General features: G+C 66.0%; 22 protein-coding genes, 1 tRNA gene and 1 riboswitch. Of the genes, 17 read left to right on the top strand and 6 right to left on the bottom strand.

Annotated elements, in window-relative coordinates; translation table 11 throughout:
- Window positions 1-70: 70 nt before the first annotated feature.
- Entirely contained in the window at window positions 71-1,027 is a 957-nt protein-coding gene (locus EDE12_RS10910; RefSeq protein ID WP_024880566.1) for a trypsin-like peptidase domain-containing protein, read from the bottom strand.
- Window positions 1,028-1,258: 231 nt separating this feature from the next.
- Here EDE12_RS10910 and EDE12_RS10905 point away from each other — a divergent pair, with 231 nt between their 5' ends.
- Window positions 1,259-1,936, top strand: coding sequence for a hypothetical protein (locus tag EDE12_RS10905; RefSeq protein WP_166671850.1), 678 nt, complete (start codon window positions 1,259-1,261; stop codon window positions 1,934-1,936).
- A 31-nt stretch (window positions 1,937-1,967) separates the two neighbouring features.
- On the opposite strand, the gene ruvB is transcribed toward EDE12_RS10905, so the two are convergent.
- Window positions 1,968-3,011: a Holliday junction branch migration DNA helicase RuvB gene (gene ruvB, locus EDE12_RS10900; protein WP_026599026.1), complete on the bottom strand. Its 1,044-nt coding sequence runs from the start codon at window positions 3,009-3,011 to the stop codon at window positions 1,968-1,970.
- Between the two features lie 137 nt (window positions 3,012-3,148).
- Window positions 3,149-3,853 (bottom strand): transglutaminase-like cysteine peptidase, encoded by a 705-nt coding sequence (locus EDE12_RS10895; RefSeq protein ID WP_026599025.1) that lies wholly within the window; start codon window positions 3,851-3,853, stop codon window positions 3,149-3,151.
- A 124-nt stretch (window positions 3,854-3,977) separates the two neighbouring features.
- Between EDE12_RS10895 and EDE12_RS10890 the strand changes: the two genes are divergently transcribed.
- From EDE12_RS10890 to argC, 4 genes are all read left to right on the top strand, one after another.
- Entirely contained in the window at window positions 3,978-5,192 is a 1,215-nt protein-coding gene (locus EDE12_RS10890; RefSeq protein WP_026599024.1) for a cupin domain-containing protein, read from the top strand.
- A gap of 159 nt (window positions 5,193-5,351) precedes the next feature.
- On the top strand, window positions 5,352-5,840 hold the full coding sequence (rplM, locus tag EDE12_RS10885) for a 50S ribosomal protein L13 (RefSeq protein ID WP_024880561.1): 489 nt from the start codon (window positions 5,352-5,354) through the stop codon (window positions 5,838-5,840).
- A gap of 2 nt (window positions 5,841-5,842) precedes the next feature.
- Window positions 5,843-6,325 carry a 30S ribosomal protein S9 gene (rpsI, locus tag EDE12_RS10880; RefSeq protein ID WP_024880560.1) on the top strand — a complete coding sequence of 161 codons (483 nt, stop codon included), beginning with the start codon at window positions 5,843-5,845 and terminating at the stop codon, window positions 6,323-6,325.
- 85 nt (window positions 6,326-6,410) lie between these two features.
- Window positions 6,411-7,331, top strand: coding sequence for an N-acetyl-gamma-glutamyl-phosphate reductase (argC, locus tag EDE12_RS10875; RefSeq protein ID WP_026599023.1), 921 nt, complete (start codon window positions 6,411-6,413; stop codon window positions 7,329-7,331).
- A 48-nt stretch (window positions 7,332-7,379) separates the two neighbouring features.
- Here argC and EDE12_RS10870 read toward each other — a convergent pair whose 3' ends face one another.
- The gene (locus EDE12_RS10870; protein ID WP_024880558.1) at window positions 7,380-8,480 is read right to left on the bottom strand and encodes a COX15/CtaA family protein; all 1,101 of its coding nucleotides are present in this window, start codon (window positions 8,478-8,480) and stop codon (window positions 7,380-7,382) included.
- A gap of 178 nt (window positions 8,481-8,658) precedes the next feature.
- Between EDE12_RS10870 and EDE12_RS10865 the strand changes: the two genes are divergently transcribed.
- The 4 genes from EDE12_RS10865 (at window position 8,659) to EDE12_RS10850 (ending at window position 11,098) form a co-directional block, all read left to right on the top strand.
- Window positions 8,659-9,258 carry a MerR family transcriptional regulator gene (locus EDE12_RS10865; protein WP_024880557.1) on the top strand — a complete coding sequence of 200 codons (600 nt, stop codon included), beginning with the start codon at window positions 8,659-8,661 and terminating at the stop codon, window positions 9,256-9,258.
- A 67-nt stretch (window positions 9,259-9,325) separates the two neighbouring features.
- Window positions 9,326-9,403, top strand: a tRNA-Pro gene (locus EDE12_RS10860).
- Between the two features lie 167 nt (window positions 9,404-9,570).
- Window positions 9,571-9,879: a hypothetical protein gene (locus EDE12_RS10855; RefSeq protein ID WP_024880556.1), complete on the top strand. Its 309-nt coding sequence runs from the start codon at window positions 9,571-9,573 to the stop codon at window positions 9,877-9,879.
- A 127-nt stretch (window positions 9,880-10,006) separates the two neighbouring features.
- Entirely contained in the window at window positions 10,007-11,098 is a 1,092-nt protein-coding gene (locus EDE12_RS10850) for an Mrp/NBP35 family ATP-binding protein (protein WP_024880555.1), read from the top strand.
- Window positions 11,099-11,211: 113 nt separating this feature from the next.
- On the opposite strand, the gene EDE12_RS10845 is transcribed toward EDE12_RS10850, so the two are convergent.
- Window positions 11,212-12,537, bottom strand: a complete 1,326-nt coding sequence (locus EDE12_RS10845; protein ID WP_024880554.1) for an outer membrane protein transport protein — start codon at window positions 12,535-12,537, stop codon at window positions 11,212-11,214.
- Between the two features lie 295 nt (window positions 12,538-12,832).
- Window positions 12,833-12,933: riboswitch (TPP riboswitch) on the top strand.
- A 73-nt stretch (window positions 12,934-13,006) separates the two neighbouring features.
- Between EDE12_RS10845 and thiC the strand changes: the two genes are divergently transcribed.
- From thiC to cysG, 8 genes are all read left to right on the top strand, one after another.
- Window positions 13,007-14,839, top strand: a complete 1,833-nt coding sequence (gene thiC / locus EDE12_RS10840) for a phosphomethylpyrimidine synthase ThiC (RefSeq protein ID WP_024880553.1) — start codon at window positions 13,007-13,009, stop codon at window positions 14,837-14,839.
- A 207-nt stretch (window positions 14,840-15,046) separates the two neighbouring features.
- Entirely contained in the window at window positions 15,047-15,289 is a 243-nt protein-coding gene (locus EDE12_RS10835; RefSeq protein ID WP_036308939.1) for a hypothetical protein, read from the top strand.
- 377 nt (window positions 15,290-15,666) lie between these two features.
- Entirely contained in the window at window positions 15,667-16,209 is a 543-nt protein-coding gene (gene mog / locus EDE12_RS10830) for a molybdopterin adenylyltransferase (RefSeq protein WP_026599020.1), read from the top strand.
- 106 nt (window positions 16,210-16,315) lie between these two features.
- Entirely contained in the window at window positions 16,316-17,131 is an 816-nt protein-coding gene (dapB, locus tag EDE12_RS10825) for a 4-hydroxy-tetrahydrodipicolinate reductase (protein WP_026599019.1), read from the top strand.
- Between the two features lie 39 nt (window positions 17,132-17,170).
- Window positions 17,171-17,791: a 2,3-bisphosphoglycerate-dependent phosphoglycerate mutase gene (locus EDE12_RS10820; protein WP_024880548.1), complete on the top strand. Its 621-nt coding sequence runs from the start codon at window positions 17,171-17,173 to the stop codon at window positions 17,789-17,791.
- Window positions 17,792-17,823: 32 nt separating this feature from the next.
- Window positions 17,824-18,447, top strand: coding sequence for an alpha-ketoglutarate-dependent dioxygenase AlkB (locus tag EDE12_RS10815; protein ID WP_026599018.1), 624 nt, complete (start codon window positions 17,824-17,826; stop codon window positions 18,445-18,447).
- Window positions 18,448-18,612: 165 nt separating this feature from the next.
- Window positions 18,613-19,011: a cytochrome c-554 gene (locus EDE12_RS10810; protein WP_018266191.1), complete on the top strand. Its 399-nt coding sequence runs from the start codon at window positions 18,613-18,615 to the stop codon at window positions 19,009-19,011.
- Between the two features lie 104 nt (window positions 19,012-19,115).
- A complete protein-coding gene (cysG, locus tag EDE12_RS10805) occupies window positions 19,116-20,522 on the top strand; it encodes a siroheme synthase CysG (RefSeq protein ID WP_064032749.1) in 1,407 nt (468 codons plus the stop codon).
- Window positions 20,523-20,526: 4 nt separating this feature from the next.
- On the opposite strand, the gene EDE12_RS10800 is transcribed toward cysG, so the two are convergent.
- Window positions 20,527-22,533, bottom strand: coding sequence for a TonB-dependent receptor (locus EDE12_RS10800; protein ID WP_024880544.1), 2,007 nt, complete (start codon window positions 22,531-22,533; stop codon window positions 20,527-20,529).
- Window positions 22,534-22,580: the final 47 nt, after the last annotated feature.

Genomic DNA, 22,580 nt, shown 5'->3' with positions numbered 1-22,580 from the left:
GAGCCTGAAGGCTCGCGGTCCGACCCGCGCCCTGGACCGCGAGCCTTCAGGCTCGCAAATCCCTTTGCTGTCAGTCGCGGCCGGCGGAGCGGCGCTGCTCGCTGTCCGCAGCCTTGTCGCCCTCGGCCTTCTCGCCGGCGGGCGTCGCGCTGGCGGTGGCGGGCGGCGTTCCATTGCCGGCGGCGGCGAGCACCGCCTCGCGGAAGGCGCCTTCGACCGAGACGACGAAATTGTAATTCGACGTCGAATAAGGCCCGATGTGCGAGGGATCATTGCTGCGCCAGCCGACCAGAATGGCGCCGAGCTTGGCGCGCTGCTCGCCCGCGAGAACCGCGCCGCCGGAGGCGCCGTCGCCAGTGCCGCAATCGAAAGCGAACTCGCGCGCGCCGCCCTTCAGCTGATTGGTCTGCGCGCGCAGGCGGCAGGCCTCGAAGGACATTGTCTCGGCGTCGCGCCAATCGGAATGGCCGCGCGAGACGAACTCCACCGTCTGCTCGACGGCGAGCTGATCGGCGAGCTCATAGGGCTTCACATCGTCGAGCGGCTGCGCGAGCCGCGCCACCGCCCAATCATTGATCGCCTTGACGGCGTAGGGCTTGGCGGAGCCGGCGACGATCGACGACATATCAACCGCTATGCGACGCTTCTTGCCATCCACCTCGGTGACGAATTGGCAGACGCGCGCGCGCTTGGCGCCGCGCTCGTCGAAGAAGACATGCGCCGCAGTGGTGATGACATTGTTGGAGAGCGTCAGCTGCCCGGCGCCATGCGCGCGTCCGCATTGGATGAGTCCGGAAGCTGCGTGCGACTGCTTCAGCGAGCCGGCGTCGAGCTTTTGACGCGCGGCGTATTGGTCGGCGTTGGCGCGGCGCTCGGAGCCGAGCACCAGCACTTTCGTCGGCTCGAGCCGCGCGGCGGCGGAGAATTTCGCCTGCTGGGTGACGCCGGCTTCCGCGGTGGAGGAGGATAGTGGCGCAGCCGCCAAGCAAAGGGCAGCCGCGAAAAGACGATATTCGACGTTCTTCATCGCGTCCTCTTGTCTCGTTCGTGACTAGGACTATGCGAGGGCATTGCGGTTCACAAGCTTGGCAGTAAGCAAAAACACGGACTTCGCCGGAATACCTTCGAAGCGTCACAGAGTCGCCACGCAGCGACACGGCCGCCGCGAAATCGCCGCCGTCTGCGACGCGGGACAGGGGCGGCTGCTTGCGCTATTCACATCGAGACCGGGCGGAGGAGCGCTGTGATGCGAGCGAGGATGAGACGAGCGGCTTTCGCGGGGCTCGCTTTTCTGTCGGCGGCGCCGGCATTGGCGCGCGCGCCCTGGCCGGATGATTTCGTCGGCCGTCTCGAGGCGCTGGCGCTGGTCGAGACGCTGAACGCCGAGTTGCTCGCCGGCCGCAGCGCCACATTGGTGCTGGAGAAATGGTGCGCCGACCATCACATGGCCGCGGAGCCGAAGATCGTCGCGCGCGTCGCGTCGGGCACCGTCGCCGAGCCGAGCGCCGAGCAGCGCGAGCGGCTGGCGGTCGGCGCGGACGAGCCCGTGAAATATCGCCGCGTCGCTCTTCGCTGCGGCGCGCATACGCTTTCCGAGGCCGACAATTGGTATGTGCCCTCGCGGCTGACGCCGGAGATGAATCGCGCGCTGGAGACGAGCGACGCGCCCTTCGGCAAGGTGATCGCGCCGCTGCGGCCGTTCCGCCGCACATTCTCGGCGGAGATGCGATGGTCGCCGCTGCCTCCGGGCTGGGAAGGCGAGACGCGCGAGGCGATCATGCGGGAGCGGCCGAAGAAGGCGGACCTCGATCCGCCGCACGCGCTGTTCGAGCATCGCGCCATCGTGCATGGCGGCGACGGCAAGCCGGTCTCGGAAGTGCGCGAGACTTATACGAACGAGCTGTTGGATTTCGATGCGGCGGCCGTGCGTGAGTGAGTGATTGAGAGCTTGGGGAAGCGGCCCTCGCTCAATCTTCCTCTTCGTCGAACATTCCGAATTGCGCCGCCGGGCGCGACGGCTCGGCGAGGCCGAGATGGCGGAAGGCGTGCGGCGTCAGCAGCCGGCCGCGCGGCGTGCGCTGCAAGAAACCCTGCTGCAGCAGGAAGGGCTCGATAATGTCCTCGATCGCGTCGCGCGGCTCGGAGAGGGCGGCGGCGATCGTCTCTATCCCCACCGGGCCGCCGCCGAAATTGACGGCCACCATTTCCAAATAGCGGCGGTCCATCACATCGAGCCCTATGCTGTCGACCTCGAGCAGAGCCAGCGAGCGGTCGGCGAGCTCGCGCGTGATTTGTCCCGCATTCTCGACGATGGCGAAATCGCGCACGCGGCGCAGCAGCCGGCCGGCGATGCGCGGCGTGCCGCGCGAGCGCCGCGCGATCTCGCGCGCGCCATCCTCGCTCATGGAGACGCCGAGCACGCGCGCGCCGCGCCGCACGATCAGCTCCAATTCTTCCGCCGTGTAGAAATTGAGCCGGATCGGAATGCCGAAGCGATCGCGCAGCGGCGTCGTCAGCAGGCCGGCGCGCGTCGTCGCGCCGACGAGGGTGAATTTGGCGAGATCGATCTTCACCGAGCGCGCCGCCGGGCCTTCGCCGATGATGAGATCGAGCTGGAAATCCTCCATGGCCGGATAGAGGATTTCCTCCACCGCCGGATTGAGGCGATGGATCTCGTCGATGAAGAGAACGTCGCGCGGCTCGAGATTGGTGAGCTGCGCCGCGAGATCGCCGGCTTTGGCGATGACCGGGCCGGAGGTGGAGCGGAAATTGACCCCCAGCTCGCGGGCGACGATCTGCGCCATGGTCGTCTTGCCGAGGCCGGGCGGACCGACGAGCAGCACATGATCGAGCGCCTCGCCGCGCGTCTTGGCCGCCTCGATGAAGATTTTGAGATTCTTGCGCGCCGCCTCCTGGCCGGTGAAATCGCCGAGCGAGAGCGGACGCAGCGAGGCGTCCGGATCGTCGTCGCGTTTTTCGGGCGTCACCAGTCGGCGGGGAGGGGTGGTCAAAGAATCGGGCTCCGATTGCGTCGATGCGCTGAGAGGCGCAGGGGGACTATACGCTAGGAGCAGTAGCCGAAATAAGAGTCCTTGAAAAAAGAGGCGAGTCTCCTTCTCCCACTCGCGGGAGAGGGAATTTGCGGTCGTTATCGCGCGCCGATGCGCCGCCGCGTCTCTATCGTCACCCACACATTCGGGTCTTGCTGCGACTGGCGCTTCACGAAGCGATAGCCGGTCGCGTCCCAGGGCTTCAGCTCGTCGGTGAGATTGTCGAGGATGAAATCGCCGCGATTGGTGCGCGCTGTCAGAATCGCATGGCCCTGGTCGTTCCTGTCGCGCACGATCGTCATCAGCAGCGCCTGGCGCGGAAAGCCCAGCTCCATCAGCAGCCGGCGCTTTTGCAGCGCGTAGATCTTGCAGTCGCCCTTGCCGTCGATGGGATAATCCCAATGATCGGCCATCGTGCCCCAATGCTCGAGATTGGAGAGCGGCTGGATCGAGGCGTTCACCGCGCGATTGATCTCGTTCAGCCGCGCCCAGGCTTCACGCGAGAGATCGAGATCGGCGGCGGGCAGGACCGTCTGTCGGCATTCCTGCGGCTGGCGGCCGCAAAAATCCATCCAGCCATAGGGAATGGAGGTCGGCTCGCCGGTGACGACGAAGCTCGCGCGCGGAACCTCCGCGCGCGCGGCCGAGGCGCTGAAGACGATGAGCGCCAGAGCGAGCGGACTCAAGACGCGAATGAGAAAATAGGCCACGCGACCCCCCGAAGCCGGCGTGGAGCGCCGCAGCCCGCCGCTGCGGCGTCCCTCGCCATCGAGGCCGAGAATGCGCGAGGCCTTTTTGCCCACCCGCCAATTTGAACGCTCGGATTTTAGCGATCGCCGCGTTTTTCACCGCGCCGTTGACCCTCGCGCTGTCGGCGCAATCTGACAGAAGCGGTCGCCTTCCCTTTTCCCCCGGAGAAAGAAGCAAATGGCCACTGCATCGAAGCGCGAGACCGCCGCGCGCCGCCCGATCCCCTCCTTCGGCAATCCCGATCTTCCGCCCCAGGGCGCGATCAATGCGCAGAACAAGGCCAGCCTCACCGATCCCGGCCCCCGCAGCGAGGCGATCGGCGGGCAGTTTCCTTCGGCTCAGTTTCCGCCGCCCACCGACGTTAGCGACATGCCCATGTTCTGGGCCTCCTTCAACAATGCGCCGAAGCGCGTGCAGAACGGCGGCTGGGCGCGGCAGGTGACGCAATATGATTTCGCCATCGCCGAGGAGATTTCCGGCGTCGATATGCGGCTGACGGCCGGCGGGATAAGGGAGATGCATTGGCACCTCGCCGCCGAATGGGGCTATGTCTCCTATGGCTCCTGCCGCATCACCGTGCTCGACGATCAGGGCCGCGCCTATGTCTCCGATGTGAAGGAAGGGGACATTTGGTATTTCCCCGCCGGCCAGCCGCATTCGCTGCAGGGGCTGGGGCCGGACGGCTGCGAGTTCCTGCTCTGTTTCGACGACGGCAAGGCGACCGAATACAACACCTTGCTCGTGACCGACTGGATCGCCCACACGCCGCCCGAGATTCTCGCCGCCAATTTCGGCCTCCCGGCCGAGACCTTCGCCAATATCCCGCTCAATCAGCTCTATATTTTCCAAGGCGAGGTCCCCGGTCCCTTGGCCGCGGATCAGGCCTCATCGGCGCAAGGGGAGGGGGCGCCGCCCTATCCCTATACATTCTCGCTGAAAGGCAGCGCCGCCGCCAAGAAGACCAAAGGCGGCGAGGTGCGCGTCGCCGACAGCGACAATTTCAAGGTCTCCTCCACCATAGCTGCGGCGCTGGTCACGCTCGCGCCGGGCGCGCTGCGCGAGATGCATTGGCATCCCAATGGCGACGAATGGCAATATTGGATCAAAGGCCATGGCCGCATGACGCTGTTCGACGCCGGGCCGAAGGCGGTGACGCAGGATTTCCACGCCGGCGACATAGGCTATGTGAAGCGCGCCCATGGGCATTACGTGCAGAATGTGGGCGACGGCGAGCTGCAATTCCTGGAAGTGTTCCGCGCCGCGCATTTCCGCGACGTCTCGCTCGTCGATTGGCTGACCCATACGCCGCCGGCCATGGTCGCCCAGCATCTCAACATAGACGAGGCGACAATCGCCAAATTCCCGCGCGGCAAGCCGATCGTCATGCCGTGAGATTGCAGGTATGATAATACCTATGCGGTCTATCGCCGGGAAATGCGGGCTTTTCGGGCGCTCACGGGCGCCCGATTCCGTTTGACAGGGGCGGCGCGGTCGCTTATCACGCAGCGATCCCACGGGCGTGGACCCGTAAAGAACGGAAATAGCTCTCCCATGTTTGGCAAGACCTATTCGGCGAAGCCCGCCGAAGTGCAGAAGAAATGGGTGCTGATCGACGCCAAGGGCCTCGTCGTCGGCCGCCTCGCCAGCCTCATCGCGCTGCGTCTGCGCGGCAAGCACAAGGCGACCTTCACCCCCCATGTCGACGACGGCGACAACATCATCGTCGTGAACGCCGACAAGGTGATCCTCACCGGCCGCAAGCGCGACCAGAAGGTCTACTATCATCACACGGGCTTCCCGGGCGGCATCAAGGAGCGCTCGGCCAAGTTCATCCTCGAGGGCCGCTTCCCGGAGCGCATCGTCGAGAAGGCGGTGCAGCGCATGCTGCCGCGCGGCCCGCTCGGCCGCAAGCAGCTCGGCAATCTGCGCGTCTACAAGGGGCCGGAACATCCGCACGTCGCTCAGACTCCCGAGCCGCTGGACGTCGCCGCCCTCAATCCCAAGAATGCCCGCAACGGCAAGAACGCTAAGAGCGCCTGACCATGGCCGAGACCACGCTTTCCTCTCTCTCCGAGCTCAATCAGGCGACGGTCGCAGCAGCTTCCGACGCGCCGAAATATGAGCAGAAGCTCGACAAATACGGCCGCGCCTACGCCACCGGCAAGCGCAAGAACGCCGTCGCTCGCGTGTGGATCAAGCCCGGCACGGGCAAGATCACCGTGAACGGCCGCGACGTCGCCGTCTATTTCGCGCGTCCTGTGCTGCGCATGATCCTGCAGCAGCCGCTCGGCGTCGCCAATCGCGTCGACCAATACGACCTCGTCGTCACGGTTGCCGGCGGCGGCCTCTCCGGCCAGGCCGGCGCGGTGCGTCATGGTCTTGCAAAGGCGCTCACCCATTATGAGCCCGAGCTCCGCAGCGCGCTGAAGCGCGAGGGCTTCTTGACCCGCGACTCGCGCGTGGTCGAGCGTAAGAAATACGGCAAGCGCAAAGCCCGCCGCAGCTTCCAGTTCTCGAAGCGCTGATTATCTCTCGATCGGCGATACGGGCGACAAAGGGCGGCGCGAGCCGCCCTTTTTATTTGTCTCACGGGAATCGGAACCAAGACCAATGGCGAAAATCTTCATCGACGGCGACAGCGGCACCACGGGCCTCGAGATCCGCGAGAAGCTCGCGGACGCGCAGAATTTGGAGCTCGTCTCCATCGCGCCCGAGCTGCGCAAGGAGGTCTCCGCCAAGCGCGACATTCTCGCGCGCGTCGATGTCGCCATTCTCTGCCTGCCGGACGCCGCGGCCAAGGAGACGGTGGCGCTCGCCGATGAATTGGGCGACGCCGGCCCGCGCATTCTCGACGCCTCCACCGCGCATCGCGTCGCGCCCGGCTGGACCTATGGTTTTCCCGAGCTCGCGCGCGGCCAAGCGGACGCCATCCGCTCAGCGCGTCGCGTCGCCAATCCCGGCTGCTACGCCACGGGCGCGATCGCGCTGCTGCGCCCGCTCGTCGACGCAGGGCTGATCGCCGCGCAGGATGCGCTGACGATCAACGCCGTCTCCGGCTATTCCGGCGGCGGCAAGCAGATGATCGCCGCCTATGAGAAAGGCGAGGCGCCGGCCTTCGAGCTCTACGGCCTCACGCTCGAGCACAAGCATTTGCCGGAGATCGCCGCCTATTCGCGGCTCGCCGCGCCGCCTCTGTTCGTGCCCTCGGTCGGCAATTTTCATCAAGGAATGCTGGTCTCGATTCCGCTCGCGCTCGAGTCTCTCGCTGCGAGGCCTCGCGCTGTGGATCTCGAGGCGGCGTTGGCGCGGCACTATGTGGGCGCGACTTATGTGCGCGTCATGCCGGCGCCGAAGTCCGGCCGGCTCGATCCGCTCGCCTCGAGCGGAACCAATGATCTCGAAATTTTCGTCTTCGCGCGCGAGGAGAGCCGCCATGCGCTGCTCGTCGCTCGGCTCGACAATCTCGGCAAAGGCGCGTCCGGCGCCGCCGTGCAGAATCTGTCGCTGATGCTGTCGGAGAGCGTGAGCTGACTTCATTCGACCGCGCCGAGCGATAGGCGCGGTTTTGAATGTTCGACGTCAGTCGTCGTCTGCCGGGGCCTCGGCCGTGTGCAGACGACGCGCATGCAGCGTCGCTACAGCCAGCACGCCCATCGCCAGCGCCTGATGCGCGAGGCCGGCCCACAGCGGCACGACGAGCAGAAGCGTCGTTATGCCGAGCACGACTTGCGCGCTCACATGGCCGAACAAAAGCCCGGCGCCACGCGCGGCGCGGCCGCCCGCCGTGCCGGCCGCGTCGATGAGATGAAACAGTGACAGCGCGAGCAATACATAAGCGATCATGCGATGATCGAATTGCACCAGCGCGACATTGTCGACGAGATTGCTCCACCAGGGCGAGAGCCGCAGCAGCTCGTCCGAGGGCGGAACGAAGCTATCGTCCATCAGCGGCCAAGTGTTGTAGGCGTAGCCGGCGCGCAGCCCGGCGACCAGCGCGCCCGCGCCGATCTGCACGAGCACGAGAATGAGCAGCAGCGTTGCGAAAAACGAGAGCCGTCGGCGCCCGCTCGCGACGATGATGCGCGTCCCATAGCCGAGCCCGCCCGCGACCCACAGACATGCGGAGAAGATGAAGGCCGCGAGCAGCAGATGAATGGCGAGCCGCTCCTGCGCCACCTCGACGCGGTTGACGAGGCCGGAGGACACCATCCACCAGCCGACGCCGCCCTGCAGCGCGCCCAGCGCCAATATTCCGATGAGCTTCGGCTTCACGCTTTTCGGCAGCCGTCCACGCAGCCAGAACCAGGCGAGCGGAACGGCGAAAGCGAAGCCGATGATACGGCCGAGCAGACGATGGCTCCACTCCCAGGCGAAGATCGTCTTGAACTGCGCGAGGTCCATGTTGGGGAACATCTCGCGATACTGCGGGATTTTTTTGTAATCCTCGAAGGCGGCTGTCCATTGCGCCTCGGAGAGCGGTGGAAGAACGCCCGTTATCGGCTTCCATTCGGTAATGGAGAGGCCCGATTCGGTGAGCCGCGTCGCGCCGCCCACCACCACCATGGCGAAGACGAGCGCCGCTATGACGAGCAGCCACAGGCGCACATCGGTCGCGCTCTCCTCGCTCGGCGGCGCGACGATGGCGGGCGTGGGAGCGGGAAATTGGATCCAGTCGGTCATGGGGCGGCTCGATGTGAGAGGCTCTCGCATGCCAATTAAGGGGAGCCGCGCGCCCTTGTCCACGGGGCCGCGGGACCGAAACGCCGAGGGCGAGAATTTTCCGGCTGAAAAACGCCACGTCAGGGAGGAAAATAGAAGCGCGCGAATCGTCGCGCGGGCAGGGAGCGGAGCGCAGATTTTGACCGCCAAGACCGATGGCGCCTTCCGCACGATCGGCGAGGTCGCGGAGAGCCTCGACCTTCCGCCGCATGTGCTGCGCTTTTGGGAGACGCGATTTTCCGAGATCGAGCCCGTCAAGCGCGCCGGCGGACGGCGCTACTATCGGCCGCGCGACGTCGAGCTGGTCGCGGCGATTCGCCATTTGCTCTATGGCCGCGGCTATACGATCAAAGGCGTGCAGCGCCTGTTGCGCGAGCAGGGCGTGCGCGCGGTGATCGAGAGCGCCCGCGGCGGCGCCGGGCCGGAGCGCGCCGATTTCGACGAGCCCGAGCCGCACGCGGCCGAGGCTCCGCTCTTCTCTTATGGCGAATCGCCGACGCGGGCGAAGCCGCCATCCGCCTTTCACGCGTCGGAAATCGATGAGGAGGAAGCGCCGAGAGCCTCCACCTCTCTGGTCGCGCTGGCCGCGCGCGAGCCGCCGCCCATGCTGACGCTGCCCGCCGTGCGCCTTTCCGAGGCGCCGGCCGCCGGCCTGCGCCCGCAGGATGAGCGGCTGCTGCGGCAGGCTCTGGCCGATCTCGCCGAATGCCGGCGCATGCTGGAGCTGACGCGGCGGTGAATTCCTCGCTACTTCTGCGCTGTCATGCGTTGCCAGCGGCTTCGCCGGCCTCTATAAGGGCGACCATCGGAGTGTAGCGCAGCCCGGTTAGCGCACTTGTCTGGGGGACAAGGGGTCGTGGGTTCGAATCCCGCCACTCCGACCAATCTTCTTTCGAAGTTCCGTTACGGCGCCGCAAGCCGGCGCCCGCGCTCACGGCTTTCGGGCGCCCGCGATGCGGGCAAGCGTCGCTCTCAGCGTCGGCAGGGTTGATAATTCGTCGTCACGCGCGAGTTCGTTACGGTCGTAAACCGTCAGCGAAAGGCGCAGCCCATGTCCGAGACGCTCATCAATCTCATCATCCAGCTCTTTGCCGGCGCGGCCGGCGGCTCAGGCGTCGCTAAGGCCAATAAGAGTTTCGATCTCGGCCCCATCGCTAACGCCATCATCGGCGCGCTCGGCGGCGCGGGCGGCGGCTCCATCCTCACCTCGCTCATTCCGGCGCTGGCCGGGGCGGCGGGCAATGGCTTCGATATCGCCGTTTTCGCCGGACAGCTCGTCGGCGGCGGCGTTTCGGGCGCCATCGTCACGGCCATCGTCGGCCTCATCCGCAACGCTCTCGTTCAGAAGCAGCGGGCGTGACGCTCCTTCGCGCGAGCCCGTAGACGCATCGGCCGAATATCGGCATACCGATTGCGTAGAACGCTTCCAAAAAGACGCCCTCCTCGTGAGGGCGTCGGATGCGGGTTCGTGCGAAAGGGCGAAGACAGTGGCCGATGAAGCATCAGTCTTGAAAGCGCTGGAGAGCGTCGCCGGTCCGGACGGCAAATCGATTGTCGCGGCCGGCCTCGTCAGCGGAGTCAATGTGTCGGGGGCCAAGGCCTTCGTCTCGCTCACCGGCGATCCGGCGCGGGCCAAGGAGCTCGAGGTGCTGCGCGTCGCCGTGGAGGGCGCCGTGAAGACCGTGCCGGGGATAGAGGCGGCGATCGTGACTTTGACCGCGGAGAGGGCGCCGGCGCCCGCCGCGCCGCCTCCGGGTCAGGCGCCGCAGCGCAAGACCATCGCCGCGCTCGAGAAGATCAAATATATCGTCGCGGTTTCCTCGGGCAAAGGCGGCGTCGGAAAATCGACAACCTCCGCCAATCTGGCGCTCGGCCTCGCGGCGCAGGGCTGGCGCGTCGGCCTGCTCGACGCGGATATCTACGGCCCTTCGGCGCCGCGCCTGTTCGGCCTCAGCGGCAAGCCTGAGGTCGTCGGCAATAAGATGATCCCGCTCGAGGCCTATGGGATCAAGATCATGTCCATCGGCTTTCTCGTCGAGGAGGATGTGCCCATGGTCTGGCGCGGGCCGATGGTGGCGCAGGCGCTCGGCCAGATGCTGGGCGAGGTCGCCTGGGGCGAGCTGGACGCGCTCGTCGTCGACATGCCGCCCGGCACCGGCGACGCGCAGCTGACCATGGCGCAGCAGGTGCCGCTCGCCGGCGCGGTCGTCGTCTCGACGCCGCAGGATCTGGCGCTGATCGACGCGCGCCGCGGCGTGGCCATGTTCCAGAAGGTCTCGACGCCCATTCTCGGCATCATCGAGAATATGAGCTATTTCCTCTGCCCGCATTGCGGCGGCCGCACCGACATCTTCTCCCATGGCGGCGCGCGGAAGGACGCCGAGGCGCTGGGCGTGCCCTTCCTCGGCGAGGTGCCGCTCGATCTCACCATTCGCCAGACCTCGGACGCCGGCACGCCGGTCGTCGCCTCCGCGCCGGAAGGCCCGCATGCGGCGATCTACAAGGAGCTCGCCGCCAAGGTGAAGACCCTGCTGGAGACTCAATCGCTCCGCGCCCCGCCGAAGATCGTCATCGGCTGAGAAATGTGAAAAGGCCGGGCTGAAAAAAGCGAAAAGGCCGCGGCCGCCGTCTGGCGGGCCGCGGCCTTTGCTTTTCGCGGGCGAGCCCGGAGGCTCGCCTCACGCGAATGGCGTCAGAGATGGGTCGGGATCAGCGAATTGTCGCCGAGGTCGAATTTATAGCTCCAGCCCACAGTAATCTCGAGTCCGCGCAGCCAGATATTGACATTGGCGGCGGGGTTATAGGCGCCGAATGGCGTCGCCGCCGTCTGCGGCAGCGCCTCGGGGCCGCGCACATTGTTCTTGAAAGCGTAGACGACGGCGAGGTCGAGCGTCGAATTCTTGGTGACGGCGTAGCTGAGACCGCCGCTGACGTGATGCGCGTTGATGATCGGCGCGAGAATGTTGAGCGTCACCGAATTGGTCGGGATCGGATTGGTCACATAATGATAGCCGGCGCGCAGCGCGAGGCCCGGCTGCATGCGCCACTCGACGCCGAACGAGGCCGAATCAGTGTCCTTCCAGCCGAAGCCGGGGCCGCCGGACGAACCGAGCGAGCGGAGCAGCACCGGGAAGCTCGCATTGCTCACGGTCGATACGCCCGAATAGAAGATGTGGCGCCAGTCGGCCATGACGGTCAGATCGGGCGTCAGATCATAGGCGAGGCCGGCGGTGATATTGGCCGGAATATCGAAGCTGCCATGGTCGGCGAAGAGGCCCGAATATTTGCCGAAGCGGGTCATGAACATGGGCGTCGAGCCTGCGACGCCGATGCGGAACTGATCCGTCACCCGCCACTGCAGGCCGAGCCGCACGCCGCCGCCGAACGACCAGTCATATCCATTGTCGGACAGGCGATACATGTCGGAGGAATAGGGCGCGAAGGTCTTCAGCCCCTGCAGATTGATGGTCTGCACCGCGATCGTCGGCGCGACGCCGAGCGACAGCGCGCCGAACTTGCGCGCATAGCCGATGCTGGTGAAGGCCTGCTCGAGATCGACGCCCGCATAGCCGCCGCCGAATGGCCCGCCGAGCGGCGAATGGTAATGGCCGAAGTCGAAAGAGGTGTTGATGCCGCCATTGGCGTAGGACGCCGTGCCCCAGGCCGAGTCGGCGTCGAGCGGCGAGGCATAGGCGTCATGCGGCACGGGGAAGATCGGCCGCCCGCTGCGGACGTCGCCCGGCGCGAGCACCTTGGGCAGGCCGTCGGTCGAATAGCCGCGCTCCGGCAGAAGGGCGGTCAGGCCGAGCTGCATCTGGCGCTCGAGATCGACGAGGCCGGCCGGATTGACCGACAGCGACATGGCGTCCCGCGAATCGGCGACGCCGGCGCCCCCCAGCGCCTTCTGACGCGGGCCATAGCCGATCAGAAAATAGCCGTCCGCCGCCAGCGACGGAGCCGTCAAAGCGACGGTGAGCGCAGCCGCCGAGGCCAGATTACGCCAGTAAAATCCGTTCATTATCTATTGCCCCGCCCAGATCGGTCGCCGTTCACACGCCATTTAGAAGCACTCGGCAACCCGGCGGCGTTCGCACCTTACGACTCACTATTGCCCGAGAATCTATCAGAGCGGGCGGCGTGCGACAGCGTCGTCGCCCGGGCTCTGGTCGATATTTCCGATCCTGTCACGTTTTTGCAACAGCGGTTTCTGCCGAGCGGCGAGTCCAGGTTTCGCTCGAAAAATCAGTCCCCGCTTTTTCGGGACCGGCCCGGCCGGCCGGGCTTGCCGCGATCCGAGGCCACGGATAAAATCACGGCATGGCGAGGGGCGCCTCTCCGAGAGGAGCGGCTGAGAAGCACCCATCGAACCTGATCCGGGTAATGCCGGCGCGAGGGAAGGCCAGCAGGACGCGTCGCCCGATCTTTCGGGACGGCGCGCCCGACTTCATCGCCCGCTGCCCATCCATCCGAACCAATGGAGCGCGACGATGAACGTGCAGGACAAGCGCCCGACGACGCCCCAGAGCGTGACCACCGGACCGATCGGCGCCTCGCGCAAGCTCTATTCCGCGCCGCGCGGCCGCGAGGACATTCGCGTTCCCGTCCGCGAGATCGCGCTTCACCCCTCCGCCGGCGACGCGCCTCTGCGCGTCTATGATCCCTCCGGCCCTTATAGCTGTGGCGATTTCGCGCCCGATCTTTCGGCCGGCCTGCCGGCGGCGCGGCGCTGGCTCGACGGCCGCGCCGGGCTCGAGGCCTATGACGGCCGCGCGGTGAAGCCGGAGGACAATGGCTTCGTCGGCGAGGATCGGCTGGTTCCGCCCTGTCCCGCGCCGCGCGCCATTCGCCGCGCCGCCGGCTCGGCGCCGGTGACGCAGCTCGAATTCGCGCGCGCCGGAATTGTCACCGAGGAGATGATCTATGTCGCGCATCGCGAGAATCTCTGCCGCGAGCGCGCCTTCGCGCAGGCGGGGGAGCGGATCGAGGCGGGGGAGGGCTTCGGCGCCGCGCTTCCGGCTTTCGTGACGCCGGAGTTCGTGCGCGAGGAGATCGCCCGCGGGCGCGCCATCATTCCCGCCAATATCAATCATCCGGAAGCCGAGCCGATGATCATCGGCCGCAATTTCCTGGTGAAGGTCAACGCCAATATCGGCAATTCGGCCATCACCTCCTCGGTCGCCGAGGAGGTGGAGAAGATGGTGTGGGCGATCCGCTGGGGCGCCGATACGGTGATGGATCTCTCCACCGGCCGCAATATCCATAACATCCGCGACTGGATCATTCGCAACGCGCCCGTGCCGATCGGCACAGTGCCGATCTATCAGGCGCTGGAGAAGGTGGGCGGCGACGCCACCAAGCTCGATTGGGAAGTGTTCAAGGACACGCTGATCGAGCAGGCGGAGCAGGGCGTCGATTACTTCACCATTCACGCCGGCGTGCGCCTCGCCCATGTGCCGCTCACAGCGGATCGCGTCACCGGCATCGTCTCGCGCGGCGGCTCGATCATGGCGCGCTGGTGCCTCTCGCGACATTCGGAGAGCTTCCTCTATGAGCGCTTCGACGAGATCTGCGACATCATGCGCCGCTATGACGTCTCCTTCTCGCTCGGCGACGGATTGCGTCCGGGCTGCATCGCCGACGCCAATGACGCGGCGCAATTCGCCGAGCTGGAGACGCTGGGCGAATTGACCAAGATCGCCTGGGACAAGGGCTGTCAGGTGATGATCGAAGGCCCCGGCCATGTGCCGATGCACAAGATCAAAGTGAATATGGAAAAGCAGCTGCGCGATTGCGGCGAGGCGCCCTTCTACACGCTCGGGCCGCTCGTCACCGACATAGCGCCCGGCTATGATCACATCACTTCCGCCATCGGCGCCGCGATGATCGGCTGGTTCGGCACGGCCATGCTCTGCTATGTGACGCCCAAGGAGCATCTCGGCCTGCCCGATCGCGAGGATGTGAAGACCGGCGTCATCACTTATCGCATTGCAGCGCATGCGGCCGATCTCGCCAAGGGCCATCCCGCGGCGCAGGAACGCGACAACGCCATGAGCCGGGCGCGTTTCGATTTCCGTTGGGAGGATCAGTTCGACATTGGACTCGATCCCGACACGGCGCGCCGCTATCACGACGAGACGCTGCCCAAGGAGGCGCATAAGGTCGCGCATTTCTGCTCCATGTGCGGGCCGAAATTCTGCTCCATGCAGATCACGCGCGATCTGCGCGAGGAGGCCGCCGCCATCGCCGAGCGGGAGAAGGGCTTTGCGGAAAAGAGCGCCGAGTTCTTGGAGAAGGGCGCGCAAATCTACGTCGCCGAGTGAGGCGAGCGGGCGATTTTTTCGGCGACCCTCGGGAAAAGCTCCTTTTGCGTCGCAGCAAGGCTTTTCCCGAGGCGCTTTCGGCGCGACACCGAAATGTCAATTACATTGACAGCCGCAGCGAAAACAGCCTATTTGCCCCGCGGGACGATGCGCCCTGTAACAAAATAAGGGACTAATGTTCCAACGTCCAAAAGAGGGAAACGGCAAATGAACATTCGCGCCATTGTGACGGCTGCTGCTCTGTCGCTCGGCATGGTCGGCCCGGTTTTCGCCGGCTGCGACACCAAGGATGAAGATGCGAAGGGCGTCTGCGTCGACAAGTGCTACTTCGAATATATCTCCATCAAGAATCGCTTCTCCTCGACCCCTGCGTCGATCGAGAAGGCCAAGTCCGACAAGGACGCCTGCTATCAGAAGTGCGGCTGCGAGCCGGCCTCGGTGAAGGAGTAATCCTTCCGGATCGACGCGAGTCCTGCCGGGAGCAGCTCCCGCATTCGCGATCGTGACGCCGCCGGGCGCGCGATATTTCGCGCGCCCAGGAGGCGTCCGCCGAATGGCGTTCGATCGGTTTTCGATCGAATGCGCCGCGCGAATATCTCGCGCCGCTATGTGTATGAATTTCAGACAGTGGCCGCGTTTCGGCGCCGCGCAATGCGCTGACGACGATCTCATTCGACACTCGAAAAGTCAGCCACGAAGCGGCGCGCTCGCAAGGCGACGGCGCGCTCCTTATTTCGATTTCATCACTTTCGATGCGAGAACCGGCTTCGTCGTCGCCGACGGAGCTTTCGGTTGTCTCGCGCCTCGGACCCGCTATTGTGCAGCGCATGACTGAGAGACAGCAAGCCGTCATCGGCGTCGTCACCGCCTCCGACCGCGCCAGCGCCGGCGTTTATGAGGACATCAGCGGACCGGCCATCGCCGCCTATTTCGAGAAGGTGCTGACCACGCCGTTCCGCATAGAGCGGCGCCTCATCCCCGATGGTTTCGAGAGCGTGCGCGACACGCTCATCGATCTCGCCGATAATATCGGCTGCGATCTTATCGTCACCACGGGCGGCACGGGGCCGTCGCCGCGCGATCTGACGCCGGAGGCGACGCTCGCCGCCGCGCCGCGCGAATTGCCGGGCTTCGGCGAGCTGATGCGCAAAGTGTCGCTGGCGCAGACGCCGACGGCGATATTGTCGCGGCAATTGGCCGCGCATCGCGGCAAATGCCTCGTCATCAACCTGCCCGGAAAGCCGGCCGCCATAGAGCTCTGCCTCGACGCGGTGATGCCGGCCGTGCCCTATTGTCTAGATCTCATCGGCGCGGCCTATATAGAGACCGATCCGGCGCGCGTCGCCGCCTTCCGCCCGAAGGGCAAATAGCCGCCCGATCGGGTGGGGCGTCTCCCCTTCTCTTTCGCGCATCGGGGCTGTATAGACTGGCCGCCGGCTCGAGTGAGGCCGCGCGGATTCAAAGGGGGCGAGCGTCATGAGCGATGTGCGGCTGGTCGTCGTCGGCGCCGCCGGCCGCATGGGCCGGATGCTGATCGCCGCCGCCGGCGAGACGAAAGGCGTGGCGCTGACTGGCGCGGTCGTAGCGGCCGATTCGCCAGTCCTCGGAGAGGACGCCGGCCTGCTGGCGGGGCGCCCCGCCAATGGCGTGCGCCTTTCCGCAGATGCGGCGGCCACTTTGGCGATGGCCGATGTGGCCATTGATTTTTCGACGCCCGCGACGACTGTGGCGCTGGCCGGGCTCGCGGCGGCGGCTGGCGTCGCCCATGTCATCGGCACCACCGGATTTTCGGACGAGGACCTCGCCACTCTCGCCGTTGCGGCCGAACGCATTCCTGTGGTGCGCTCCGGCAATATGAGCCTCGGCGTCAATCTTCTCGCCGTTCTGGTGGAGCGCGCCGCTAAGGCGCTCGGCTCCGCCTGGGACATTGAGATCGTCGAGATGCACCACCGCATGAAGGTGGACGCGCCCTCCGGCACGGCGCTGCTTTTGGGCGAGGCGGCGGCGCGGGGGCGCGAGATCGCGCTCGCCGAGCATAGCGCCCGCGCCCGCGACGGCCTCACCGGCGCGCGCCGGGAGGGCGACATAGGCTTCGCCTCGCTGCGCGGCGGCACGGTGGTCGGCGAGCATTCGGTTATTTTCGCCGGGGCGGGGGAGCGCATAGAGCTCGCGCATCGCGCCGAGGATCGCGGCATTTTCGCGCGCGGCGCGATCGCCGCTGCAGTTTGGACGCGAGGCCGGCCGGCCGGCCTCTATTCTATGGCCGATGTGCTCGGCCTCGCCGGCGCCTGATCGCGCGCCGCATCGTTCGATTCGAGGGACATAGCCCGCATGGACCGTATACTCGTCCTCCTCCGCCATGGCGAAAGCGAGTGGAACGCCAAAAATCTCTTCACGGGCTGGAAGAATCCCGATCTGACGCCCAAGGGCATAGAAGAGGCGCGGCGAGCCGGTCGGGAGCTGAAGCGCATCGATCTTCGCTTCAATATCGGCTTCACCTCGCTGTTGCTGCGCGCTCAGCACACGCTCGATCTCACCTTTCATGAGCTCGGGCAGAGAGATGTGCCCGTCATCCGCAGCCGCGCGCTCAATGAGCGGCATTACGGCGACCTCTCCGGCCTCAACAAGGACGAGGCGCGCCAGCAATGGGGTGAGGAGCAGGTGCGGCTGTGGCGGCGCTCCTATGACGTCGCGCCGCCCGGCGGCGAGAGCCTGAAGGATACGGTGGCGCGTGTGCTGCCCTTCTATTGCCAGGAGATCCTGCCGCGCGCCCTGCGGGGCGAGCGCGTGCTGGTCGCCGCCCATGGCAATTCGCTGCGCGCTCTGGCTATGGTGCTCGACCGGCTGACGCCCGAATCGGTGTCCTCGCTCGAGATCGCCACCGGCATGCCGATCGTCTACCGGCTCAATTCCGATTCGACCGTCGCGACCAAGGAAGTGCTCGACCGGTGATGCGCGGCCGCTCCGCGCCGGATGGAGCGATCATGTCCGAGATGGAGCCGGGCGTTCGCCTCTATCGCGGCTATTTCGACGAGGCGGCGCAGCTCACTCTGCTGCACGAGCTGGAGCGGATCGTCGCTCGCGCGCCTCTGTTCACGCCGACCATGCCGCGCACCGGACAGCCCTTCTCCGTGCGCATGACCAATTGCGGCCCGCTGGGCTGGCTCAGCGATCAGGCGCGCGGCTATCGTTATGAGGCGCGCCATCCCGAAACCGGCGAGCCCTGGCCGCCCATGCCGCAAATGCTGCTCGACGCCTGGGCGGCGCTGGCCGAGCATCCGCAGCCGCCGCAGGCCTGCCTGGTGAATTACTATGGGCGCGAAGCGAAGATGGGCGCGCATCAAGATCGCGACGAAGCTGATTTTTCGGCGCCGATTCTCTCCATTTCTCTCGGCGCCGATTGCCGGTTTCGCCTCGGCGGCGTGAAGCGCTCCGATTCGTCGCGCGGCTTCGTTCTGTCGTCGGGCGACGTGCTGACGCTGGGCGGCCCGGCGCGGCTGCGCTTTCATGGCGTCGATCGCTTGCTGCCGGAGCTCGCTCCCAAGCTCGCGTCGCCGCTGTTCGCCGAGGGCGGACGCATCAATCTGACGCTGCGCCGCGTTACCTAACGACATTTCAGGCCCCGTTCAGGCGGGCGAGCATATTGTCACCAATAGCGCTCCGATATAGTTTCCCGGCCGCGGGATGAACGATCGGCGCTGGCGTCACGCCCGGGCCGGCAAAACCAAGATAGTCGGTTCCCAGGGGACGACGCTTCGAGGAAAGGAACGAGGATGAAATCTGTGACCAGACTGGCGCTCGCTGCGGGCGTCGTTTTCACCGCCATGGCCGGCCAGGCGATCGCCGCCGGCGATCCCGCGGCGGGCGAGAAGGTCTTCAACAAGTGCAAGGCCTGCCATCAGGTCGGCGAGACGGCGAAGAACGCCGTGGCTCCCGAGCTCAACGGCATCAACGGCCGCAAGGCCGCCTCGGTCGAGGGCTACACCTATTCCGACGCGCTGAAGGGCGCCGGCATCACCTGGGACGAGGCCGCCTTCAAGGAATTCGTCAAGAATCCGAAGGCCAAGGTCGCCGGCACCAAGATGGTGTTCCCGGGCCTGCCGTCCGAGGCGGACCAGGACAATGTCTGGGCCTATCTCAGCCAGTTCGGCGCCGACGGCAAGAAGAAGTAATCCGAACCTTTCGTTCGGTTGGCGAAAGCGGCCCTCGCGGGCCGCTTTTTCTTTTGCCGGATAGGGGCTAAATCCCCTCGTGACCGTATGGAGAGAGAGCCGAGTTGACGCGCAAGCCAGACGAAGTCCCAGCCGAGCTGATGCAGGAGCTCGCGACCCTGCCGGTGTTCTACGCGCTGGAGGGGCGGCGCGTGGTCGTCGCCGGCGGCTCGGATGGCGCGGCCTGGAAGGCGGACCTCGCCGCCGCGGCGGGGGCCTTGGTCGATGTCTTCGCAGCGTCTCCATCGCCGCGCCTGCAGGCCGTCGCCGCGGCGCGCGCGCGCCTCACGCTGCATGAGCGCGGCTGGCGCGCGGAAGATCTCGCCGGCGCGGCCATGGCGCTCGCCGTCATCGAGGACGACGCCGAGGCGCGGGCCTTTCGCGACGCCGCGAAAGCGCAGGGCGTTCCCGTCAATCTCACCGATCGGCCGGCGCTCAGCGATTTTCTGATGGGCGCCATCGTCAATCGCTCTCCGCTCGTCATCGGCGTCTCCACCAGCGGCGCGGCGCCGGCTTTCGCCCAAGCCGTGCGCGCCCGCGTCGAGACGCTGATTCCGTCGAGCTTCTCCGCCTGGACCAGAGCGGCGCGCGCCTGGCGTCCGCGCGTGATGGCCTCGGGCCTCGATTTTTTCGCGCGCCGTGATTTCTGGCGCCGATTCACCCGCGAAGCCTTTGCGCGCGTCGAGCATGCGCCGCAGGACAGCGACCTCGACGCGCTGCTCGAGGAGACGCGCCGCGCCGATGAAGCGTCCACGCGCGGCCGCGTCACTCTGGTCGGCGCCGGGCCGGGCGACCCGGAGCTGCTGACGCTGAAAGGATTGCGCGCGCTCGTCGGCGCCGATGTCGTTCTCTTCGACGATCTGGTGCCCGCCGCCGTGCTCGATCTCGCGCGGCGCGAGGCGGTGCGCATCAATGTCGGCAAGCGCGGCTACGCGCCTTCGGTGAAGCAGGAGGAGATCACCGCTCTCTTGGTGAAGCTCGCCAAGGAAGGTAAGAATGTCGTGCGCCTCAAGGGCGGCGATCCGATGATCTTCGGCCGCGCCAATGAGGAGATCCACGCCATTCGCGCCGCCGGCCTCGAGGCGGAGATCGTGCCCGGCGTGACGGCGGCGCTGGCCGCGGCGGCGGCGCTCGAAGTCTCGCTCACCAATCGCGACACGGCGCGCCGCGTGCAATTCGTCACCGCGCATACGAGCGACGGCAAATTCCCCGAGGACATAGATTGGCGCGCGCTCGCCGACCGCCGCGCCACGACAGCGGTCTATATGGGCAATCGCACGCTTCCCGCTCTGTCGAAGCGCCTGCTCGAGGAAGGCATGGACCCTGGGACGCCGGCCTTTCTCATCGAGCGCGCCAGCACGCCGCAGCAGCGCATCATCGCCGGCACGATCGGCGATCTGCCGCAGCGCGTCGCGCAGGAGACGCTCGAAGGGCCTTGCCTCGTGCTGATCGGCGCGACGCTGCGCGGGTGAGCGTTCAATATTTGAACGACAATGTCGCCGAAATAGAGCGCGGCTCGCCGCGATAGAGCGCGCCGCTGGATGTGAAATTCGGCCGATCGGTGAGATTGCTGGCGCTCACATCGAGCTTCCAATGCTCGTCGAAACGATAGCCGAGCGAGGCGCCGAGCATCTGCTGCGGCGCGAGGGTGAAGCCATAGACATTGGGCAGCGTCGCCTCCGCCGCGCTGGCGTAATAATAGCTCACGCCCAGCTCCAATCCGCGCAGCGCATCCCATTCCGGCTTGTAGTCGAGGCTGACGCTGAAGACGCGGCGCGGCGCGCCGAGGAGATCGCTGCCCGCTTGCGAGGGGACATTGGAGTCCTTGGCGACGACGGCGTGCAGAAATGTGGCCGCGCCGCTCGCCTGAAGGCCGGGGAGAATTTCGCCCGAGAGGTTGAATTCCACGCCATGGCTGTGCTGCCGTCCGGTGACGAGGGCGTAAAATCCGCTGGGAGCGGCCGGATCGGTGATGGCGACATGATCGCGCGTCACATCGAACAGGCCGACTTCGAAACGCGCTTTATATTCGGGAAAGCGCCGCTCGAAGCCGATCTCATATTGCGTGTCCTGCTGCGGCGGCGGCGCATCGCCGCCTCTCACGCGCACGGATATGTTGGGAATGAGCGAGCGGCCGTATGCGACGAAGAAATGCGTTTTTTCGTCTGGCCGAAACAATAGGCCGCCGCGCGGGCTGAAATAGCCGCGCGTTCCTTTGCCCAGCGTGGAGGAGGAGGTTCCAGAGAGCGCGCCGAACGGATCGAAGACGGTCTCGCGTTGCGCCAGGAGATCATAGCGGCCGCCGAGCAGAATGCGCCATTGCGGCGAGAGATCGACGAGATCCTGCGCATAGACGGAGCGGCTCCATGCGCGCGCTGCGCCATTGGCCCATTGCGCGCCGGAATAATCGACGCCGAGCGGATAGGCGGGCGCGCCTATGTCGATGTCCGGCAGCGGATCGCGCGCGAATTTTTCGTCATGGCCGTAGAAATAATCCCAATGCTCGAGGCCGAGAAAGACGCTGTGCCCGACATCGCCCGTCGTGAAGCGTCCGTTCAGCCGCAATTGCGCATCGAAATTTCGCGACGCCTGATGCGTTTGCACCGGGCGCCCGAGCGTCACCGAATGGAGGCCGTCATAGCCCCAACCGAGAAACCAGCCGTATGTGCTGCCGTTCAGCGAATAATCGACGACCGATGTGAGCGACCAATCGGAGTCGAAGGCGTGCTCATAGGTGAAGGTGAAATCCGCCGAATTCGGATTTTCGTGCTCATAGACCGGCGCGCCGGCGTAGAAGGAGCGCGGCGCGTGCAGAAAGATCGGCGCGGCGGGGACGCCGTCGCGATAGACGAAACGCGCGGCGTGATATTCCGCGCGCAATGTCGCCTTGTCGCCATTGTCGAGGATGAGCGCCGCCGACGGCGCGATGAGAAAGCCGCGCGAGCGCACATAATCCACGAAGCTGCCGGCGCTCTGCGCGAAGCCCGTCATGCGAAACAGCAGCGTGTTGGCGTCGTTCAGCGGCGTATTCACGTCGAAGGTCGTGCGATAGACGTCATATGCGCCGATCGTCGCCGTTCCTCGCGCGAAAGTGTCCGTCGTCGGCGCCTTGCGAATGTAATTCGCCGAGCCGCCATAGCCGCCGAGCGCCTTGCCGAACAGCATGGCGGAGGGGCCTTTATAGAATTCGACGTGATCGATGGTCGAGAGATTGACGTCCTGCGCGCTGAAGCCATGCGCGGCGCCGTCGAACAGGGTGAGCCCGCCGGGAAAGCCGCGCATCACGAAGCCCGGCGAATAGCCGGAATCGGCGACCGACGCATTGACGAAGACGCCGGCGACATCCTTGCCGAGACTCTTCGCCTTCGGAGCGTCGTCCTTCTCCTTTTTTTCTCCCGGTCGCATTTGCGCGACGCCGACGCTCGCTTCCTCCGTCGCCTCCTCGCAAAGAGCGGGCGCGGGCAGAGCGAAGACAGAGATCATCGCTATGTCGCGTAGGCTTCGACGCAGACGATAGGAAGAAAGCACGC

Source organism: Methylosinus sp. sav-2 (assembly GCF_004366495.1).
In the GTDB taxonomy this organism is placed as follows: Bacteria; Pseudomonadota; Alphaproteobacteria; order Rhizobiales; family Beijerinckiaceae; genus Methylosinus.
This window is presented reverse-complemented; position numbering and strand designations above follow the sequence as displayed.

What these genes read in the sequence shown, in the direction of transcription:
- EDE12_RS10910 (WP_024880566.1), bottom strand. Translation starts at nt 1,027, where the DNA reads ATGAAGAACGTCGAATATCGTCTTTTCGCGGCTGCCCTTTGCTTGGCG.
- EDE12_RS10905 (WP_166671850.1), top strand. Translation starts at nt 1,259, where the DNA reads ATGAGACGAGCGGCTTTCGCGGGGCTCGCTTTTCTGTCGGCGGCGCCG.
- EDE12_RS10890 (WP_026599024.1), top strand. Translation starts at nt 3,978, where the DNA reads ATGGCCACTGCATCGAAGCGCGAGACCGCCGCGCGCCGCCCGATCCCC.
- rplM (WP_024880561.1), top strand. Translation starts at nt 5,352, where the DNA reads ATGTTTGGCAAGACCTATTCGGCGAAGCCCGCCGAAGTGCAGAAGAAA.
- rpsI (WP_024880560.1), top strand. Translation starts at nt 5,843, where the DNA reads ATGGCCGAGACCACGCTTTCCTCTCTCTCCGAGCTCAATCAGGCGACG.
- argC (WP_026599023.1), top strand. Translation starts at nt 6,411, where the DNA reads ATGGCGAAAATCTTCATCGACGGCGACAGCGGCACCACGGGCCTCGAG.
- EDE12_RS10870 (WP_024880558.1), bottom strand. Translation starts at nt 8,480, where the DNA reads ATGACCGACTGGATCCAATTTCCCGCTCCCACGCCCGCCATCGTCGCG.
- EDE12_RS10855 (WP_024880556.1), top strand. Translation starts at nt 9,571, where the DNA reads ATGTCCGAGACGCTCATCAATCTCATCATCCAGCTCTTTGCCGGCGCG.
- EDE12_RS10845 (WP_024880554.1), bottom strand. Translation starts at nt 12,537, where the DNA reads ATGAACGGATTTTACTGGCGTAATCTGGCCTCGGCGGCTGCGCTCACC.
- thiC (WP_024880553.1), top strand. Translation starts at nt 13,007, where the DNA reads ATGAACGTGCAGGACAAGCGCCCGACGACGCCCCAGAGCGTGACCACC.
- EDE12_RS10835 (WP_036308939.1), top strand. Translation starts at nt 15,047, where the DNA reads ATGAACATTCGCGCCATTGTGACGGCTGCTGCTCTGTCGCTCGGCATG.
- mog (WP_026599020.1), top strand. Translation starts at nt 15,667, where the DNA reads ATGACTGAGAGACAGCAAGCCGTCATCGGCGTCGTCACCGCCTCCGAC.
- dapB (WP_026599019.1), top strand. Translation starts at nt 16,316, where the DNA reads ATGAGCGATGTGCGGCTGGTCGTCGTCGGCGCCGCCGGCCGCATGGGC.
- EDE12_RS10820 (WP_024880548.1), top strand. Translation starts at nt 17,171, where the DNA reads ATGGACCGTATACTCGTCCTCCTCCGCCATGGCGAAAGCGAGTGGAAC.
- EDE12_RS10815 (WP_026599018.1), top strand. Translation starts at nt 17,824, where the DNA reads ATGTCCGAGATGGAGCCGGGCGTTCGCCTCTATCGCGGCTATTTCGAC.
- EDE12_RS10810 (WP_018266191.1), top strand. Translation starts at nt 18,613, where the DNA reads ATGAAATCTGTGACCAGACTGGCGCTCGCTGCGGGCGTCGTTTTCACC.
- EDE12_RS10800 (WP_024880544.1), bottom strand. Translation starts at nt 22,533, where the DNA reads ATGATCTCTGTCTTCGCTCTGCCCGCGCCCGCTCTTTGCGAGGAGGCG.